The 18995-nt window shown below is 62.8% G+C and carries 18 protein-coding genes and 1 riboswitch; of the genes, 17 read left to right on the top strand and 1 reads right to left on the bottom strand.

From position 1 onward, the window contains the following. The first annotated feature begins 2 nt into the window (after nucleotides 1-2). The 11 genes from KYT97_RS11305 (at nucleotide 3) to KYT97_RS11260 (ending at nucleotide 11716) form a co-directional block, all read left to right on the top strand. Nucleotides 3-1112 carry an FAD-dependent oxidoreductase gene (locus KYT97_RS11305; protein WP_219112252.1) on the top strand — a complete coding sequence of 370 codons (1110 nt, stop codon included), beginning with the start codon at nucleotides 3-5 and terminating at the stop codon, nucleotides 1110-1112. 32 nt (nucleotides 1113-1144) lie between these two features. Continuing rightward, complete coding sequence (locus KYT97_RS11300) at nucleotides 1145-1678, top strand: GNAT family N-acetyltransferase (protein ID WP_033235630.1); 534 nt, start codon at nucleotides 1145-1147, stop codon at nucleotides 1676-1678. Between the two features lie 87 nt (nucleotides 1679-1765). Continuing rightward, a riboswitch (SAM riboswitch) is annotated at nucleotides 1766-1860 on the top strand. Between the two features lie 9 nt (nucleotides 1861-1869). Continuing rightward, nucleotides 1870-1959, top strand: coding sequence for a putative leader peptide (locus tag KYT97_RS31255; protein ID WP_317823110.1), 90 nt, complete (start codon nucleotides 1870-1872; stop codon nucleotides 1957-1959). A 167-nt stretch (nucleotides 1960-2126) separates the two neighbouring features. Continuing rightward, complete coding sequence (locus KYT97_RS11295; RefSeq protein ID WP_219112251.1) at nucleotides 2127-3767, top strand: ABC transporter substrate-binding protein; 1641 nt, start codon at nucleotides 2127-2129, stop codon at nucleotides 3765-3767. Nucleotides 3768-3770: 3 nt separating this feature from the next. Next, complete coding sequence (locus KYT97_RS11290; RefSeq protein ID WP_219112249.1) at nucleotides 3771-4769, top strand: ABC transporter permease; 999 nt, start codon at nucleotides 3771-3773, stop codon at nucleotides 4767-4769. Further along, nucleotides 4762-5652, top strand: a complete 891-nt coding sequence (locus tag KYT97_RS11285; protein ID WP_219112248.1) for an ABC transporter permease — start codon at nucleotides 4762-4764, stop codon at nucleotides 5650-5652. Before KYT97_RS11290 ends, KYT97_RS11285 begins: the two co-directional genes overlap by 8 nt. Beyond that, nucleotides 5649-7271 (top strand): dipeptide ABC transporter ATP-binding protein, encoded by a 1623-nt coding sequence (locus tag KYT97_RS11280; RefSeq protein WP_219112246.1) that lies wholly within the window; start codon nucleotides 5649-5651, stop codon nucleotides 7269-7271. Before KYT97_RS11285 ends, KYT97_RS11280 begins: the two co-directional genes overlap by 4 nt. Then, nucleotides 7258-8376 carry an LLM class flavin-dependent oxidoreductase gene (locus tag KYT97_RS11275; protein WP_219112244.1) on the top strand — a complete coding sequence of 373 codons (1119 nt, stop codon included), beginning with the start codon at nucleotides 7258-7260 and terminating at the stop codon, nucleotides 8374-8376. The genes KYT97_RS11280 and KYT97_RS11275 overlap by 14 nt, the downstream gene beginning before the upstream one ends. Nucleotides 8377-8401: 25 nt before the next feature. After that, nucleotides 8402-9772, top strand: a complete 1371-nt coding sequence (locus KYT97_RS11270) for an NtaA/DmoA family FMN-dependent monooxygenase (protein ID WP_045064039.1) — start codon at nucleotides 8402-8404, stop codon at nucleotides 9770-9772. Beyond that, on the top strand, nucleotides 9769-10575 hold the full coding sequence (locus KYT97_RS11265) for a DUF1684 domain-containing protein (protein WP_092802356.1): 807 nt from the start codon (nucleotides 9769-9771) through the stop codon (nucleotides 10573-10575). The genes KYT97_RS11270 and KYT97_RS11265 overlap by 4 nt, the downstream gene beginning before the upstream one ends. Nucleotide 10576: 1 nt before the next feature. Beyond that, entirely contained in the window at nucleotides 10577-11716 is a 1140-nt protein-coding gene (locus KYT97_RS11260) for an LLM class flavin-dependent oxidoreductase (RefSeq protein ID WP_095886794.1), read from the top strand. 106 nt (nucleotides 11717-11822) lie between these two features. Here KYT97_RS11260 and KYT97_RS11255 read toward each other — a convergent pair whose 3' ends face one another. After that, nucleotides 11823-12731, bottom strand: a complete 909-nt coding sequence (locus KYT97_RS11255) for an alpha/beta hydrolase (RefSeq protein WP_045066596.1) — start codon at nucleotides 12729-12731, stop codon at nucleotides 11823-11825. 173 nt (nucleotides 12732-12904) lie between these two features. Here KYT97_RS11255 and KYT97_RS11250 point away from each other — a divergent pair, with 173 nt between their 5' ends. The 6 genes from KYT97_RS11250 to KYT97_RS11225 all read left to right on the top strand — a co-directional run bounded on the left by KYT97_RS11250 (nucleotide 12905) and on the right by KYT97_RS11225 (nucleotide 18980). Continuing rightward, complete coding sequence (locus tag KYT97_RS11250) at nucleotides 12905-13624, top strand: hypothetical protein (RefSeq protein WP_245006075.1); 720 nt, start codon at nucleotides 12905-12907, stop codon at nucleotides 13622-13624. After that, nucleotides 13624-14100, top strand: a complete 477-nt coding sequence (locus tag KYT97_RS11245) for an RDD family protein (protein ID WP_033235621.1) — start codon at nucleotides 13624-13626, stop codon at nucleotides 14098-14100. The genes KYT97_RS11250 and KYT97_RS11245 overlap by 1 nt, the downstream gene beginning before the upstream one ends. After that, complete coding sequence (locus KYT97_RS11240) at nucleotides 14097-14444, top strand: YidH family protein (protein WP_033235620.1); 348 nt, start codon at nucleotides 14097-14099, stop codon at nucleotides 14442-14444. The genes KYT97_RS11245 and KYT97_RS11240 overlap by 4 nt, the downstream gene beginning before the upstream one ends. Before the next feature lie 91 nt (nucleotides 14445-14535). Then, entirely contained in the window at nucleotides 14536-15549 is a 1014-nt protein-coding gene (gene fgd / locus KYT97_RS11235; RefSeq protein ID WP_033235619.1) for a glucose-6-phosphate dehydrogenase (coenzyme-F420), read from the top strand. A 147-nt stretch (nucleotides 15550-15696) separates the two neighbouring features. Next, complete coding sequence (gene pta, locus KYT97_RS11230; RefSeq protein ID WP_095887950.1) at nucleotides 15697-17775, top strand: phosphate acetyltransferase; 2079 nt, start codon at nucleotides 15697-15699, stop codon at nucleotides 17773-17775. 2 nt (nucleotides 17776-17777) lie between these two features. Then, nucleotides 17778-18980, top strand: coding sequence for an acetate kinase (locus KYT97_RS11225; RefSeq protein ID WP_095886792.1), 1203 nt, complete (start codon nucleotides 17778-17780; stop codon nucleotides 18978-18980). Nucleotides 18981-18995: the final 15 nt, after the last annotated feature.

Below are 18995 nucleotides of genomic sequence, written 5' to 3'. Positions count from 1 at the left end.
CGATGAGTGAGATAGTCGATGTGATCGTCATCGGCGGAGGGCTTGTCGGGTCCTCCGCCGCGTGGCGGCTCGCGGCGCGCGGGCACAGCGTCGTACAGCTCGAGCAGTTCGCGCCGGGGCACAAGCACGGTGCGTCACACGGCACGTCACGTATTTACCGGCAGGCCTACGACAATCACCTGTACACCGGGCTGGCAGCGTCGGCTCTTCCGCTGTGGCGGGAGTTGGAAACCACAACGGACATCGGGTTTCTGGAACTGACGGGCGCCGTTGATCACGGGCTGCCCGCTGCGGTACTGACCAAGTCGCGGGTACTTGTCGAAGCGGGCATCAAGGGTGAGATCCTCACTCCTGCGCAAGCGTCGGCCCGCTGGCCGGGGCTGCGATTCGACACGACAGTCCTCCATCACCCCGACGCGGGCAGGCTGCACGCGGACCGCGCTGTCGTCGCCCTCGAAGCGGGTTCGCGACTCGAGGGAGCTGACGTCCGCCACGACACGCGCGTCCTGGCAGTTGCCGAGGCGTCGTACGGCGTCGACGTGATCACGGAGGGCGGGACGCTGCGAGGGCGGCACGTCGTTATTGCCGCCGGCGCGTGGACCGCGGAATTGATCGGGCGAAGCGAACTCGGCGCATCGGTCGTGTTGCCGACTTTGCGCACGACGCAAGAACAACCGGCACACTTTGCGCCACTCGATCCGGGAACCGCGTGGCCGAGCTTTGTCCATCATCCCGGTGCAGAGCTGGACACAGCCGGGATCTACGGGCTCGGTTCCGAAGACGGCATCAAGATCGGCGAGCATGCGACGGGGCCGGAGGTGACTCCGCAGACTCGCAGCTACACGCCCGACATCGCAGGCGAACAGCGTCTGGTCGACTATGCCGAAGCCTGGTTGCCGGGTGTCGATTCGACGCAGGTCGAGTCCCTGACCTGCCTGTACACCAGCACACCTGACAGCAATTTTGTGATCGACAGGGTCGGTGCGATCACCGTCGCCGCAGGTTTCTCCGGACACGGATTCAAATTCGGGCCGGCGTTGGGTGAGCTGGTGGCTGATCTGGTGGAAGGAAATGCTCTGTCGCCGCAGCAATTCCAGTTAGGGGTGCGGTGAATGCGGCGCAAGGAAACCGAAAGGAAGATCATATGAGTGTCGAGATTGCGGGAATCGGCGGCGTAGAGGTGCGGTCGGTGTCGCAGAACGATCCGCTGGCAGCGCCGCTCATCGCGGAATTGGCGCTGGAATACAGTTCGCGATACGGCGGTACGCGTGACGAGATATTCGAAGATCTCACCACCTATCCGGCCGAGGAATTTGCGCCTCCGCACGGAGCGCTGCTGGTTCTCACGCTCGGTGATCAAGCCATCGCCGGTGGTGCGTTTCGTCAATTCGATTCCACCACTGCCGAACTGAAAAGAATCTGGACGTCAGCGTCCTTTCGTCAGCGTGGCCTCGGAAAGATCGTTGTCCGGGAGTTGGAGTCCGAGATCGCAGCTCGGGGATACCGCAGGGTCTATCTCACAACCGGTCCGCGCCAACCCGAAGCGGTCGCGCTCTACTTGTCCTGTGGCTACGCACCGCTGTACGACACTGCACTATCACCGCTCGAGGTGGGGATTCATCCATTCGAGAAGAAGCTGCAGGTGCGACATGACTACGACCGGCGGGTATCGGCATGAGCGCGGCGGCGTTCCCGAAAATGTGGCGTAGCCTGCAATTCCTACTGAACGAGTTGACAACTCGCGATCATCTCGTAGACTTGCGAAAGACCATCTCGAGCGACAGAGAGACCTGGCTCAATGAAGTCGCAGCAACCCTTCGTGTCATCGCGTGAGGGTGCTACCGCCAGGATCGATGGAGGAATGAAGTAATGAAGGCAGTTGAAGGCGGTTTCGATACCGCGTGGTCGCGTCGTCACGTAGACCTGTGCCGCACAGCAGGATCGTTCTGTACTCACTGACCATGGCCGCGATGTTTGCCGTCGTAGTTGACCCTGGTCAGTCTCTCGAGGCTCCCGTACGTGGGTAAGCCTGTTTTCTCTTCTCTTCGTAGCTGATTCGTGCTTGCTTGCCCCGTTCTCCGGTGGTGACAAGCGCGCTTTTCCGCATGCCCCTTTAGGAGTTCTTGGTGTCTTCACGCTCAATCGGTGCTCGCTCACGCGTCACCGTCGCCGCTGGTATCGGCGCTATCTCGGTTCTCGGCACCGTACTTGCCGGTTGCAGCACCAGTAGTGGCGACACCAGCGCCGACGCCGGGCCGGCCCAGTCAGGTGGAACCCTGCGCTACGGACTCTCGACGGCGCCTACCTGCGCCGACCCCGCACAGGCGGGCACGAATCAGACCGTGTATGTCACTCGTACCGTGGTTGATTCGCTGACCGACCAGGATCCGGAGACGGGTGAGATCACACCGTGGCTGGCAAAGAGTTGGGACATCAGCCCCGATGCAGCAAGCTTCACGTTCACGTTGCGCGACGATGTCACGTTCAGTGACGGTACGCCGGTGACGGCCGAGTCGGTCAAGAAGAACTTCGACGTGGTCAAGGATCTGGGCCCGAACGCCTCACTGGCAAAGAGCTACCTGTCCTCGTACACGGGCACCGAGGTCGTCGACGCCCACACCGCCAAGATCAATTTCTCCGGTCCCAATGTTCAGTTCCTGCAGGCAACTTCGACCCCGCAGCTCGGCATTCTGGCGGACTCGACCACGGCACTACCGTCGGAGCAGCGTTGCTCCGGGACAGCCGTTGTCGGATCCGGCCCGTTCGTCTACACGGATTGGCAGCAGGATCGATCGGTCGCGATCGAGAAGCGCGCCGGGTACAACTGGGCCTCGGATGTGACCGGCCACCAGGGGGAGGCGTATCTGGACGGCGTCAACTTCACGGTTGTGCCGGAGTCGGGAGTGCGTGCGGGCAGCGTCGCATCCGGCCAACTGGACGCGGTCAGTGACGCGTTGACGCAGGACGCTCCGCAGATCGAAGCGGCAGGCGGGCGAATTCTCACCCGGCCCAATCCTGGTGTGAGCTTCTTCTTCCAGCCCAACGTGAGCCGCGGTGTTCTTGCCGATCAGGCTGTGCGCCAGGCAATCATCCCCGCCATCAATCGGCAGGAACTTGTCGACACGGTGCTGGATCCGTCGTTCTTCCCGGCGACGAGCCCACTTGCGCACACCACTCCGCTCTATGCCGATCAATCAGGTGTCGTGACCTATGACGCTGACAAAGCGGAAAGGCTACTCGATGCGGCAGGGTGGAAGGCCGGTTCAGACGGAGTGCGTGAGAAGGACGGCCAGAAACTGACTTTCGCGATTTCCTTCAGCCCGGCGTTCGCCGGCAACCAGGCAATCCTCGAGCTGGTTCAGCAGCAGCTGCGGAAGGTGGGTGTGGATGCGAAGCTCAACCTGCTGTCCAACGGGGAACTCACCGAGAAGCAGACTTCGGGTGACTACGATGCTGTGTACTACAACGCCACTCGTGCAGATGCGGACATTCTTCGGGCGTCATTCGGCATCGACGGTCGAAACCTCAACAAGCGCACCGCCGATCCGGAACTCGACAAGGTATTGACGGAGCAGCTCGCAACCACCGACACGGCGGCACGCGGTGAATTGGTCGCTCAGGCACAGGAACTGATCATCGATCGTGGACTCTCGATTCCGACGATCGAACTGTCGCAGGCAGTCGGCGCCGGAGCCTCGGTGCAGGATCTGAAGTTCGAGGCCTCCTCACGTCTGCAGTTCTACGACGCATGGTTGTCGGGTAAGTAAGTCATGACGCGATACGTACTCGCCCGACTGGGGCAGGCTGCGCTGGTCCTCTGGGCAGCGTTCACCATCTCGTTCGTGATCTTGTTCCTCCTGCCGAGTGATCCGGTCAGCATGGCTGCGGAGTCGGCAGGACAGGGTGTGGCGGTGGATCAGGCTGCACTCGAACAGCTTCGAGCACGATACGGCCTGGACCAGTCGGTGTGGGCGCAGTACTGGACTTCGTTGACCAATGCGCTGCGCGGTGATTTCGGCACGTCGATCTCCACCGGTCAGTCGGTGACGGATGCGATCTTCTCGGCGCTGCCGAGCACGTTGGTGCTGGCAACCACGGGTTTGGTTCTTGCCGTGTTGTTCGGAGTGTCGATCGCGTTCTTTGCTACCTACACCCGTAAGCGCTGGCTCGCGAACCTGCTGTTCTCACTGCCTCCTCTCGGGGTGGCGGTGCCTACCTTCTGGGTGGGTCTGATTCTGCTGCAGCTTTTCTCGTTCCGGTTGCACATCTTCCCCGCATTCGGAGACAAGGGATTCGCGACGGTTATTCTCCCGGCGATCACCCTGGCGATCCCGACTGGCGCCGTGATCGCGCAGGTACTCACGACCAGCCTGCAGTCGACGCTGCGTTCGCCACACGTGGAGACCGCGTACGCCAAGGGTGCAAGCCGGTGGCGCGTGCAGACCCGTCATGCGTTGCGACTCGCGAGCATTCCGGCATTCACCATTGCCGGTGTGCTGGTCGGAACTCTGCTGGCCGGTTCGGTGGTCGTCGAAACGGTGTTCTCCCGCGCCGGAGTCGGGCGTCTGACTCAGACGTCGGTGATGGCGCAGGACACTCCGGTAGTCCAAGGCGTGGTTGTCTTTGCATCCTTGGCATTTGTGCTCGTCAACCTGGCGGTCGATCTCTTCTATCCGTTGATCGACCCACGCATTATCTCGGCCAAGACGTCCGACACCGGGAGGTCACAGTCCGAAAGCTCGACAGATCTGGAGCCGGCGCATGTCTGACACATTGATCGAACCACTCTTGCTCGATCCGATACCGGAGGCGAAGTCACCGGCTACCACGCGTCGGACAACTTCGGTGATCCGACGGATCAGTAAGCCGGGTCTGCTGATTCCGGTGCTGATCGTGGCTCTGGCCATAGGCTTTGCCGTGGCCCCTGGCGTATTTGCCAGTGGCGACCCGTTATCCGGCGTGCCGGCCGACAAGTTGCAGGGACCGAGCCTGGCGCACTGGTTCGGAACGGACAACCTGGGACGAGATCTCTACACACGATTTGTGCACGGCGCTGCGCTGTCCCTGACCGCGACTCTCGTGGCCGTCGGTCTCGCGTTGATCGTCGGATCGTTGATCGGGCTGATTGCAGGATTTGTCGGTGGGGTTGTCGACGCAGTGCTGATGCGCATCGTCGATGTTCTGCTCTCGATTCCAGCCTTGCTGTTGTCGCTGGCACTGGTCACGGCGCTGGGTTTCGGCACCATCAACGTCGCGATCGCAGTGGGTGTGGCGATGGTCGCGAACTTTGCCAGGGTGATGCGTGCCGAGGTGATGCGGGTACGCAGCGCCCAGTACGTCGAGGCGGCTTTCGGCTCGGGAGTGCAGTGGCTCGGAGTCCTGCGCCGCCATATCCTGCCCAATTCGTATGCGCCCGTGATCGCATTGTCTGCGGTCGAATTCGGGCAGGCAGTACTTGCGGTGTCCGCGTTGAGTTTCCTTGGCTTCGGAGCCGTGCCGCCCACCCCGGAATGGGGATCGCTGGTGTCGGAGGGGCGGAACTTCCTCGCCAATGCCTGGTGGATGACAACACTTCCCGGCCTCGCCATTGTTGCCGTGGTCATCTCGGCGCATCGCATCGGACACGAGATCGAAAGGAGCAACCGGCGATGAGCACAACGCAGGATCAGTTGCTTTCCGTTACCGACCTACAGATCTCCTACGGAGCCGCACCCGCGGTACACGGCGTGAGTTTCACGGTCGGCCGAGGTGAAGTTGTTGCAGTGGTGGGTGAATCGGGCTCCGGAAAGTCCACAACAGCCCATGCGATTCTCGGACTGCTCTCCGGCAGCGGACACGTCACCGGGGGCAACGTCGAGTTCGAGGGCGAACGGATCGACGACTACTCGGACCGGGCCTGGCAGAAAATCCGCGGTGCGCGTATCGGTTTGGTGCCGCAGGACCCCACAACATCACTCAACCCGGTAACCCGAATCGGTGATCAGGTTGCCGAAGTACTCCGCATTCACGGTCTGGCCGACCGACGGAAAGCGCGGTTCGACGCCATCGAGGTGCTCGAGCGCGCGGGAATCGATCGTCCGGAGATCCGAGCACGGCAGTACCCACACGAACTCTCCGGCGGTATGCGGCAACGAGTTCTGATCGGCATCGCGCTGGTCGCGAACCCGGCACTGATCATTGCCGACGAGCCCACCAGCGCGCTGGACGTCACGGTCCAACGACGGATCCTCGACCACTTGGACGAGCGGATCGCCGAATCCGGTGCCGCAGTTCTCCTCATCACACACGACCTGGGAGTGGCCGCCGATCGCGCGGATCGGATTCTGGTGATGCACGACGGTCGGATCGTCGAATCCGGGCCCACCGAAACGATTCTGGGAGATCCTCGACACGACTACACGAAGAAATTGCTGAGTTCGGCGCCGAGCCTGTCATCGGGACCCGTCGATCGTCCGGTCCGAGCGCACGCAGCTCCGTTGCTGACTCTGGCGGGAATCACCAAGCGCTTCACCGTCGGACGAGGCAGTGCTATCACCGCGGTCAACGATGTGTCGCTGACCGTACCGCGTGGACAGACAGTGTCGTTGGTGGGGGAGTCCGGGTCCGGGAAATCCACGACGGCGCGCATCGCAGTGCGGTTGGAGCAGGCGGATTCGGGAACCATCACCTTCGACGGCGCGGATATCAGCAAGGTCAAGGGCAGCGATCTGCGTGAACTACGCCGCAAGATCCAACTCGTCTACCAGAACCCGTACGCATCCCTCGATCCCAAGCTCTCGATAGTCGACATCGTGGCGGAACCGTTGCGTGCCTTCAAGGTCGGCACTCGAATTCAGCAGCAGGCCCGCGCCGCGGAACTACTCGACCAGGTTGCCCTGCCCGGGCAGTTCGGCAGCCGCAGACCTGCCGAACTGTCCGGCGGGCAGCGGCAGCGTGTGGCGATTGCGCGAGCACTCGCACTGAAGCCCGATCTGCTTGTCCTCGACGAACCGGTATCCGCCCTGGACGTTTCGGTGCAGGCACAGATTCTGGCGCTCCTCGACGAGTTGCAACGCGAACTCGGATTGACGTACCTCTTCATCTCGCACGATCTGGCAGTAGTGCGGCAGATCAGCGACATCGTCGGTGTCATGCAATCCGGCCAGCTGGTCGAAATCGGCACTACCGCAGAAATATTCGACAATCCCCGCCACGACTACACCCGAACACTGCTCGGTGCCATCCCCGGGCGGGACCACGCAGCCGGAAAGGCCGAACATGTCCGAGCATAATTCCGCAGCATTTCTGATCGGCCTCGAATTCGAGGGCACCGGTGTGCACCCCTATTCGTGGCGCCGCGAGGATTCGCGGGCCGAAGAAGTGTTCACCTCGTCCTACTGGGTGGACCTGGTGACCGCCGCCGACCGGGCAGGCGTAGACCTGGCCTTCTTCCCGGATTCGTTTGCCCTGCAGACCCAGGGGCAGCATGCAACGCGTGGTCGACTGGAAGCAGTTGCCACAGCTGCCCGATTGAGCGGCGTGACCTCGCGGATCGGGTTGGTTCCCACCGCGACCGTCACTCACACCGAACCGTTCCACATCTCGAAAGCGATCGCGAGTATCGACTTCTCGTCTTCGGGCCGGGCGGGTTGGCAGGTAGATGTATCCGACACTGACGCGGCTGCATCGCTGTTCGGCCGAAAGGCCGTGCAGAGCGAACAATCGCTGTGGGAGGAAGCATCGGAGGCCATCGAGGTGGTCAGCCGCCTATGGGACAGCTGGGAGGACGACGCAGAGATCAGAGATGTGCCGACCGGACGATTCATCGACCGGGACAAGCTGCACTACATAGATTTCGAGGGCAAGAATTTTTCGGTCAAGGGGCCGTCCATCACGCCGCGCTCACCGCAGGGACAACCGCTGATCGTGGTGGACGCGAGCAAGCCGCAGGCGCGGGAGTTGGCAACCGAGCGAGCCGATCTCATCCGCATCTCCGCCGCCGACCTGGGTGAGGCGCAGGCTACCGCCCGGCTGGTCCACGACAAAGCCGCGAAGAACGGCCGTACCGTTCGTGTTCTGCTCGACGTCGATGTTCTGCTCGGTGCCGATCGCGGGGCAGCGGACGACGCCCTCGCCGAACTCGAAGAGTGGGCAGGAGTGCCGTACACGCCGCACTCGGTGTTCTACCGCGGCGACGCCGGCGGACTGACCACGCTGCTTCGCGAGATCAGTGGTTCGGCCGGGCTGGACGGAGTGGTGCTGCGACCGTTGGCCCTGGCAGCCGGGGCAGCGAAGATCACCGCCGATGTACTGCCCGCGTTCAATCCGAGGCCGAACCTCGCCCCGACGCTGCGGGAGCGGCTGGGTCTGGGACTCCCCGTCAATCAGTTTGCGTAGCGGCGAGAAAAGAACAGGAAATTCGATGACACAGAACAAGATTCGTAAGCAAGTTCATCTGGGTGCTCACTTCCCTGGTGTGAACAACACCACCGTATGGGCTGATCCGGCCTCGAAGAGTCAGATCGAGTTCAGCTCGTTCGAGCATCTTGCACGCAGTGCCGAACGCGGCCTGTTCGACTTCTTCTTCCTCGCCGAGGGGCTGCGACTGCGCGAACATCAGGGCAAAATTCACGATCTCGACGTGGTCGGCCGCCCGGACACCTTCAGCATTCTCAACGCGATTGCCGGTGTGACAACACATCTCGGACTGGCCGGAACAATCAACACCACCTTCAACGAACCGTACGAGTTGGCCAAACAGTTCTCCACGCTCGATCATCTCTCGGACGGCCGGGCAGCCTGGAATCTGGTCACCTCGTCGGACGCTTTCACCGGTGAGAACTTCCGCCGCGGTGGATATCTGGAACACTCGCAGCGATACGCCCGCGCCAACGAATTGGTCGACGCGGTGCGGACACTGTGGGACAGTTGGAGTGTCACTCGCCCGCTCGTCGACCGTGAGCGCGGAATCTTTGCCACCGACCAGCAGGTCGGCCAGTTCTCGCACACCGGCGAACAATTCGACATCTCCGGACGATTCGAAGTACCTCGAAGCCCGCAAGGTCACCCAGTTCTCCTGCAGGCAGGTGACTCCGACGAAGGCCGAGAATTCGGGGCAGCCAAAGCCGACGCCATCTTCACCGGCCACGGAACGCTCGAAGCCGGAAAGGCTTTCTACGCGGACGTGAAGGGGCGCCTCGCCAAGTACGGACGGACGCACGCCGACCTCAAAATTCTCCCCGCCGCCACCTTTGTCCTCGGTGACAACGCGGCTGACGCCCAGGAGAAGGCGTATCATATTCGGAGGCAGCAGGTCGGACCGCAGACCGCTATCGCGTTCCTCGAACAAGTCTGGGGCCGAGACCTTTCCGAGTACGACGCCGACGGCCCGCTGCCGAAGGAAGACCCGACGGACGACGTCAACATCACCCGTGGACGCGTCCGTCACGTCAAGGATCCCCGCGCCGTTGCGGACCAGTGGCGAGCAAAGGCCGAAGCGGAAAACCTCAGCATCCGTGAACTGATCATCGATGTGACTGCCCGTCAACAGTTTGTGGGCAGCGCAGCGGAGGTGGCTGCCGAGATCGACAGCTACGTCCAGGGTGACGCGAGTGACGGATTCATCCTCGTCCCTCATCTCACGCCGGCGGGTCTCGACGAGTTCATCGACACCGTTGTACCCGAGTTGCAGGACCGCGGCAGTTTCCGCACGGAGTACGAAGGAACAACTCTGCGCAGCCACCTCGGGTTGCGTCATCCCCACGAGCAGGCCGAAGGAGTTCGCGCATCATGACCGTCACCGAGACCGGAGACACCACCTTTGTCGACGAATGGACTGCGTGGCATGCGTTGCGCGACGCCACCTTTGCCGAGCCGCTCGGTTGGCTGAGCCTGACCGCCCTGCACTGGCTGGTGGACACCGATTCCACTTTCTCGGACCTACCGGGTGCATGGCGGGCCGACGCAGATGCTGTTGTCGTCACCGCGAGGCCGGCAGACGACCTCTCGATCGACGGTGTTGCCGTGGACGGTTCGGTCACCCTGACACCCGTCGAAGGCGCGCCGGGATTGATCGTGAACCAGGGGCCCCGTCGAGTCGAGGTCATCCGCCGCACCGGTGAGGTCGCTCTGCGCATTCACGATCCGCTTGCACCGGCTCTGGCGCAGTTCAGCGGTATCCCGACCTTCGATCCGAATCCGCAGTGGCGCATCGACGCTGTCTTCACCGCTTTCAACGAGGCTCGAACAGTGACGACGGGCGCTGTCGTCGAGAGGCTCGAACATCACCACGATGCGCGCGGAACAATCAGTTTCGAGTACGACGGTGAAACTCGGACTCTGATTGCGTTCGCCGGCAAAGACGACGGCTTTCACATTCTGTTCACCGATGCGACCAGCGGGGTGACCACCTATCCGGCAGCGCGTTCGCTGCACGTAAGCCCACCAGTGCCCGGTGGTGCGGTAGTCCTCGATTTCAATCGTGCGTCGAATCTGCCGTGTGCCTTCACCGATTACGCGACGTGCCCCGTAGCCCCCGCGGAGAATCGCCTTCCGTTTGCGGTCGAAGCCGGCGAGAAGATTCCGGAAGTGCATTGACATGACGGTGCCGCTGTCAGTTCTGGACCTGTCGCCGATCAGCGAGGGCAGTACGGCGCGAGACGCGCTGCGAAACTCGCTGGACCTCGCGCGATCTGCCGAATCCTGGGGGTACAAGAGGTACTGGGTTGCGGAGCACCATTTTGTCGGCGTCGCGAGCTCGTCCCCGGCAGTACTCGTCGGGCTGATTGCTGCTGCCACCAACACTATTCGCGTCGGGTCCGCTGCCGTGCTGCTGGGTAACAACACGGCAGCCGAGGTGGTGGAGGCATTCGGCACCGTCGACGCGTTGTACCCGGGCCGGATCGATCTGGGTATCGGCCGCAGCGGCCAACGGCGGGTGGAAGCGCTTCGAGCCGTTGCCGCCGGCAAGACCGTGCCTGGTGCACCGAGGGAGACAGTGGTGCGTGAGGGTGTTGTGATCCCGGCGCCGTTCGATATTTCCGGACTGCTCACGTCACCGCGTCTGCAGGCGTCGCTGGAGGCCTTGGCATTTCCCGGCGCACAGGCCCCCGAGTTCGAGGAGCACGTCGGCGAGATCCTGGCCCTGTTGAACGGCACCCACCGCACCCGTGACGGCATCGAATTGCACGCGAGTCCTGGCGAAGGCGCCGACGTCGAGGTGTGGGTGTTCGGCAGCAGTGCCGGGCCGAGTGCGGAGCTCGCGGGCAAGCTGGGGTTGCCCTTCGGCGCGAATTACCATGTGGCGCCGTCGAGCACACTCGAAGCGGTGCAGGCTTACCGCGCCGCGTTCCGCCCCTCGGACACGCTGGCGGAGCCGTATGTCGTGGTCTCTGCGGATGTCGTTGCGGCGGAGGACGACGCCACAGCGCGGGAGTTGGCGTCCACCTTCGGGCATTGGGCACACAGTATTCGCAGCGGTGCCGGAGCAATTCCGTACCCGGATCCCGCGACTGCGCTCCCGTTGCCCGAGCGCGACCGAGCCTTGGTGGAGGACAGGCTGATCACTCAGTTCGTCGGCTCGCCCAGCACTGTTGCCGACCGGCTCGAGCGTCTGCAGAAGCTGACCGGTGCAGACGAATTGGTGATCACCGGCGTTACTCATAGGCATGAGGACCGACTGCGCTCGTACCAGTTGTTGGCCAGGGAGTGGGGACTGCCTGCGCTGCTGGCGGCGTGAGTGCGGCGAGTGAGCATAGGTTTCGGCAAGTGAGCAGCCCCTCCTGCAGGCGGGAAGGGCTGCTCACTGCGGAGAACCTATGTCAGCTCTTCAGCAAACCCGACTCCTACGCTCCGATCGCCCCCGCGATCATCGGCCAGGACGCGCGCATGTCCGCTTCGAAGAGCCCCCACGTGTGGGTGCCCTCGGGGCGGTAGCTGAATGTGGCCGGTATGCCGAGTTGTGCGAACCGCCCCTGCAGCGCAGCGGTACACAGTTGAGTGATCCCTTCGAGCACGCTGCCGGGAATGACTCCGGCGATCGCGGGGATCGAGTTGATGCCGTCCACCGGTCCGGGGATACCGTTACCCGTGGCGATGAAGAGCTGTGTGCCGCGGAGCTTTTCGGCGTTGACCAACGGGTCGTGGGCAGCCCACTGCGGTCCGCCCGGCCGGCCCCACATGTTGTGGACGTTGCCGCGTCCGAGAACTTCCACCATGGATCGAACCGCCATCTGTCCCAGCCCGTCGACGGTTCGAGGGCAACCACTGTACGAACCGACAGCGCGGTACAGTCCCGGCGCTTGAATGGCGAGGTCCAGTACCGGCCCGCCGGCCATCGACACTCCGCCGAGAGCGTTCACCCCGGTTGTGTTGTAGCGAGAGTTCACCGCCGCGGGGAGTTCCTGCGTCAGGTACGTCTGCCATTTGTTGCGGCCGAGCGCCGGGTCGTCGGCATTCCAGTCGGTGTACATGCTGTACTTGCCGCCGATCGGCATCACCACGTTGACGTGTTTGTCGTCGAAGAAATCGCGAACCCCGGTGTTGTTGAACCACGAGATCCCGTCTTCGCCGCCGCCGACCCCGGTCAAGAGGTAGAACGTGGGCGCTGGGCCCCCGCCGGCGGGGGAGATGACATCGTTGCTGATCCACCGGTCCATGGACGGTGAATAGACGTCGAACCTCGTGACCGTGGACTGTGCCGACGCAGTAGGGGCTGTCAGGCTCAGAAAGCCTGCGACCATTACCGCCGCCATCGTGAGATGGATACCGAAGTGCTTCCCGAATCGCGTCACGATCACGTCTCCCCACGTTTGATGCTGACGGTTGCTGCTCGTCCCGGCGAATTGTGTATACCAACAGTGGCACAATGCGAAGCAGAGTAACGAATGTCCGTTATTCAGCTGGATGAGTGGTGGAGGGCGGTCTCGTGGGTGCAGAACCGGATCGACCTGCGCCCGATCTTGTGCGTCTGGGCTTCGGATTGGCGTCGATCACGCTTGCCGCGGCCCGGCGAGCGGCGACTGTCGTGTTGGACTCCGTTCCCCGGATTCCGATCGTCGGAGAGCCATTGGACCACGCAATTGTTCAGGTGAGTGCCCTCGGTAACGACGCAATCGCCTCTACCGCCGCGTTTGCCGACACAACCTTGCGGACGGTGATCAAGGCCGTGGTGGCAGCGGCGCTGGACGAAGTCGACATCACCAAGATCGTCATCGACAACGTCGACCTCGACACTATTGCCGAAACCATCGACGTCGACAGGATCGCCGAACGTGTGTCGCTGGAACCGATCATCGATCGCATCGACGTGGACGACATTGCGCGGCGATTGGATGTCGAAGCAGTGATCAATCGGCTCGACCTCGACGGCATCGTCGATTCCGTCGACATCGAACGGCAGATCTACCGGGTTGATCTGGTGAAGATCGCGGACCAGGTCATCGAGGGCGTGGATCTGCCACAGATCATCCGCGAGTCCACTGGGTCGTTGTCCACCGAAGCGGTCCAGGGTGCCCGCGTGCAGGGGATGCAGGCAGACGACGCAGTTGCTGATTTTGTCGGTCGACTCTTCGGACGCGACAAGACCGACAAGACCGACAAGACCGACAAGACCGACAAAAACAACGAGAACGCAGGGCAGGAGTAGTGGCGACATCCCAGAATTCGGGTCCCGCCGGAATTGTGACCCGCGGTATCGCCGGAGCGATCGACCTGGGTGTCGTACTCGTTCTGATGGGCGGTGGATACCTCGCGGTGGCCTTTGTGCGACTGCTGTTCTCGCCGCAGACGTTCACGTTCTCTCAGCCCGGGATCTTCCTGTCCACGACGGCATTCATCACAGTCTCGACTGTGTATCTGACCGTGTGCTGGGCGACCACCGGCCGAACTGTCGGCAATGTGGTCATGGGCTTGCGGGTCATCACGTCGGGGCATCGGCTGGTTCGCTGGCCGCTGGCACTTGTTCGGGCCGTGCTGTGTGTGCTTTTTGCCTTCGGGCTCGGCTGGGCGGTCATCGATCGGCGTCGACGCTCGTTGCAGGACATCGTGCTGCGGACGACGGTGGTGTACGACTGGCGTCAAGATCCGGACATCGTCGTTACCCACGGAGTGGAGCACTCGTGACCGAACCCAATAGACCGGACGAACGATTCACCCTCGCCAGCGAGCGAACCTTCCTGGCGTGGATGCGAAGTTCGTTGGCGCTGTTGGCCGGTGGGATCGCGATAGTGCAGTTGGTTCCGGGGTGGAGTACCGGGTGGGTGCGCACCACGCTCGGTCTTGTCCTGATTGTGTTGGCGGCGGCAGCCGCACTGGTGGGGATGCGTCGGTGGTTGCAGGTGAAGAAGGCGCTCGAAGACGGAGCCCCGATGCCGGAACCGCACGCGCTCTGGCTGTTTGCCCTGGCACTGGCCGCCGTGGCGGTTGCGGCCGGAGTGGCAACGGTGGTTACGAGCCTCGCCCGCTGATCCACACGTAGAAGTCCTGGAGTGGCCTGGATAGTGTGCAGAGAAGGCGATTTACACGTCATAGCAAAACAAAGACGAAGAGGAGCACACAGTGGCGCAGGAGCTCAAGCTCGGATACAAGGCCTCGGCGGAGCAGTTCGGGCCTCGGGAGCTGGTGGAGCTGGCAGTTCTCGCCGAACAGCACGGCATGGATTCCGTTGCGGTCAGTGACCATTTTCAGCCGTGGCGACACAACGGCGGCCACGCACCGTTCTCACTGGCCTGGATGACGGCAGTGGGCGAGCGGACCGAGCGCGTGCAGATCGGCACGTCGGTGATGACCCCGACGTTCCGCTACAACCCGGCCGTTATCGCTCAGGCTTTTGCGACCATGGGTTGCCTGTACCCGGGACGCATCATGCTCGGTGTGGGCAGTGGTGAGGCGCTCAACGAGATCGCCACCGGATTCCAGGGCGAGTGGCCGGAGTTCAAGGAACGCTTTGCGCGGCTGCGCGAGTCGGTTCGGCTGATGCGCGAGCTGTGGCTCGGTGACCGCGTCGACTTCGAGGGTGAGTACTTCACGACTCGCGGCGCCTCGATCTACGACGTTCCCGAGGGCGGTATCCCCGTGTACATCGCAGCCGGTGGACCGGTTGTCGCGCGGTACGCGGGCCGCGCCGGTGACGGCTTCATCTGCACGTCCGGCAAGGGCATGGATCTCTACACCGAGAAGCTGCTGCCGGCAGTGGCGGAAGGCGCAGCCAAGGCCGAGCGCGACGTTGCCGAGATCGACAAGATGATCGAGATCAAGATCAGCTACGACACCGATCCCGAAGCCGCGCTCGAGAACACCCGTTTCTGGGCGCCGCTCTCGCTCACCCCTGAGCAGAAGCACAGCATCGAAGACCCCATCGAAATGGAAGCAGCAGCCGACGCGCTGCCCATCGAGCAGGTCGCGAAGCGCTGGATCGTCGCGTCCGATCCCGACGACGCCGTCGAACAGGTAAAGGCCTATGTCGACGCCGGACTCAACCACCTCGTGTTCCACGCACCCGGACACGATCAGCGCCGGTTCCTCGAACTGTTCGAGCGCGATCTCGCACCGCGGTTGCGCGCACTGGGCTGACGGACAAGCACATCCTTGACGGTGCCTGCCACTCGCCGCGTGGCAGGCACCGTTCGTCTGTCTCGGTGCCACCGGTGGGCTGATTCTCGGTGACGGTCACCACTCATTCGAGCAAGCTGGATGGGTGGCCCCACTAAGCTGTGGGGCATGTCCAGCGCGCCTGCACCCGTGTCGAGTGTCTACATTGCTTCTCCCGAAGGTGATACCGGGAAGTCCACCATTGCATTGGGCGTGATGCAGATGTTGTGCGCGACGGTCGCCCGCGTCGGCGTCTTTCGCCCCATCGCCCGGTCGACTGCCGAGACCGACTACATCCTCGAATTGTTGCTCGAGCACACCACAGCCGATTTGTCGTACGAGGATGCTCTCGGTGTCACGTACGAGCAGGTGCACGAAGATCCGGAGGCGGCGCTCGCGGACATTGTCGCGAAATACCATGAGGTGGCCGAGCGCAGCGACGCCGTGGTGATCATCGGCAGCGATTACACGGATGTCGCGAGTCCCAGCGAGTTGGGTTTCAACGCCCGAATTGCCGCGAATCTGGGTGCCCCGGTGTTGTTGGCGCTGAAGGGCGCTCGTCGCACCACACCGGAAATACTTCAGCTGGCGCAACTGTGCGCGTCCGAATTGTCCTCGAACCACGCGCATTTGCTGGCGGTGGTTGCCAATCGCTGTGATCCCGCCACGCTCGACGACGTGAATGCCGCATTGGCCGGATTGGGTGTTCCGACCTGGAGCCTGCCGGAGATTCCGCTTCTCATCTCGCCCACGATGGCAGAGTTGATGGAGGCCACCGGTGGCGAATTCTATTCGGGCGATTCCGAATTGCTGCACCGCGAGGCATTGAAGGTGATGGTGGGCGGGATGACCGCCGAGCATATTCTCGAACGGCTCGCCGAGGGAATGGTGGTGATCGCTCCCGGTGATCGCTCCGACGTTCTGTTGGCATTGATGAATGCGCATGAAGCAGAAGGATTTCCCTCGCTGGCCGGCATCATCATGAACGGTGGAATTACCCCGCACCCGGCGATCGCCGCACTGATGGCCGGGCTCAAGCAGCGTCTGCCGATCTTGACGACAAAGCTCGGAACCTTCGACACCGCCAGTGCCGCAGCGCAAACGCGCGGCCGCGTCGCCGTCGGATCGCAGCGTAAGGTCGACACCGCGTTGAGTTTGATGGAACAGCACGTCGACGCCGCAACCTTGTTGGGCCGGATGGCATTACCGATTCCGTCGGTCATGACGCCGCAGATGTTCGAGTACAAGCTGATCGACCGCGCTCGCGAGAACCGCAAGCACATCGTCCTGCCGGAAGGTGGCGACGACCGTATCCTGCGGGCCGCCGGCCGAGTTCTGCAGCGTCAGGTTGCCGATCTGACCATTCTCGGTGACGAGGCAAGCGTGCGCCGACGGGCCGGTGAACTGGGCGTCGACATCAGTGCCGCTCGGATCCTGGCGCCGGCGCAGTCCGAGTACACGGAACGATTTGCGCAGGAGTACGCCGCGCTTCGCGCCCACAAGGGCATGACCGTCGAACGGGCCCGCGACGTGATCGCGGACATCTCGTACTTCGGAACCATGATGGTGCACTTGGGAATTGCCGACGGGATGGTCTCCGGTGCCGCGCACACCACCGCGCATACGATCCGGCCGTCGTTCGAGATCATCAAGACGGCGCCGGGTGTGTCGACGGTGTCCAGCATCTTCCTGATGTGCCTGGCGGATCGTGTTCTCGCGTACGGCGATTGCGCTGTGGTCCCGGATCCGAGCGCGCAGCAGTTGGCGGACATCGCTATCTCGTCTGCGCAGACTGCGAGCCAGTTCGGTATCGATCCGCGCGTTGCGATGCTCTCGTACTCCACCGGGGATTCGGGTTCCGGCGCCGACGTCGACAAGGTTCGTGCCGCAACCGCCCTGGTGCGCGAGCGACGCCCTGACCTGCTGGTGGAAGGTCCTATTCAGTACGACGCCGCGGTCGAGCAAAGCGTGGCCGACCAGAAATTGCCGGATTCACTGGTGGCAGGCAAGGCGACCGTGTTCATATTCCCCGACCTCAACACGGGCAACAACACGTACAAGGCTGTGCAACGCAGTGCCGGGGCGATTGCCGTCGGCCCCGTTCTGCAGGGGTTGAACAAACCCGTCAACGATCTTTCGCGCGGCGCGCTGGTTCAGGACATTGTCAACACGGTGGCCATCACGGCCATTCAGGCGCAGGGAGCGTAAGCATGAGCGACGGCACCGTACTGGTCATCAATTCCGGCTCCTCGTCCATCAAATTTCAACTCGTACACCCGGATACGGCGGAGTTGGTGGCACACGGACTCATCGAGCGCATCGGTGAATCGGACGGCCACATCGTCTACAACCACCGCACCGGAACCTCGGACCGCAACCTGCTCATTGCGGATCATCGCGCTGGACTGAAGATGGTTCTCGAGATTGTCGCCGAAGTGGGGCGGCCACTGAGCGAGGCCGGCGTCATCGCTGTCGGGCACCGGGTAGTACACGGCGGGAACGTCTTCTACGCGCCGACGCTGATCGACGATTCTGTTGTCAAGGCCATCTCCGACCTGTCGACCCTTGCGCCACTGCACAATCCGGCAAACGTGATCGGCATCGAGGTGGCCCGCGAGGAATTGCCCGACGTACCGCACGTCGCCGTATTCGACACTGCCTTCTTCCACACACTGCCGGCGGCCGCGTCGACGTACGCGATCGATCGGGACGTCGCCGAAGCCAACCAGATTCGGCGGTACGGATTCCACGGTACGTCCCACGAGTACGTGTCCGGCCGGGTCGCCGCATTCCTGGGCAAGGATCCGGCAGACCTGAATCAGATTGTCCTGCACCTGGGCAACGGTGCGTCGGCGTCGGCGATCAAGGGTGGCAAGGCAATCGACACCACGATGGGCCTCACTCCGCTCGAGGGCCTGGTCATGGGAACCCGCAGCGGAGATATCGACCCCGGCATCATCTTGCACCTCAACCGGAACTCGGGCATGAAGGTAGACGAGATCGACGACCTTCTCAACCGCCGCTCCGGGCTGAAGGGACTCTCGGGTGTCAACGACTTCCGGGCACTGCTCGAGCTGATCGCCACCGGCGACCAGCACGCGATGCTCGCCTACGACGTCTACATCCACATGCTGCGAAAGTACATCGGCGCCTTCATCGTTCAACTGGGCGGTGTCGACGTCATCACTTTCACCGGAGGAGTTGGGGAGAACAACATCGACGTCCGCCGTGACAGCCTCGCGGGCCTGAGGCGTCTGGGCATCGAGGTCGACGCAGTACTCAACGAGACGAAGAGTCGCGACGAGCGTCGTATCTCTGCATCCTCGTCGGCCGTGGAGGTGCTGGTGATCCCCACCAACGAGGAATTGGCGATCGCGCGCGCGGCGCAGGCGCTGGTTTCCGAACTCCGGTAAATCTCGCACTGCCCG

Origin of the sequence: Rhodococcus globerulus (assembly GCF_019334125.1) — a bacterium.
GTDB lineage: Bacteria > Actinomycetota > Actinomycetes > Mycobacteriales > Mycobacteriaceae > Rhodococcus_F > Rhodococcus_F globerula.
This window is presented reverse-complemented; position numbering and strand designations above follow the sequence as displayed.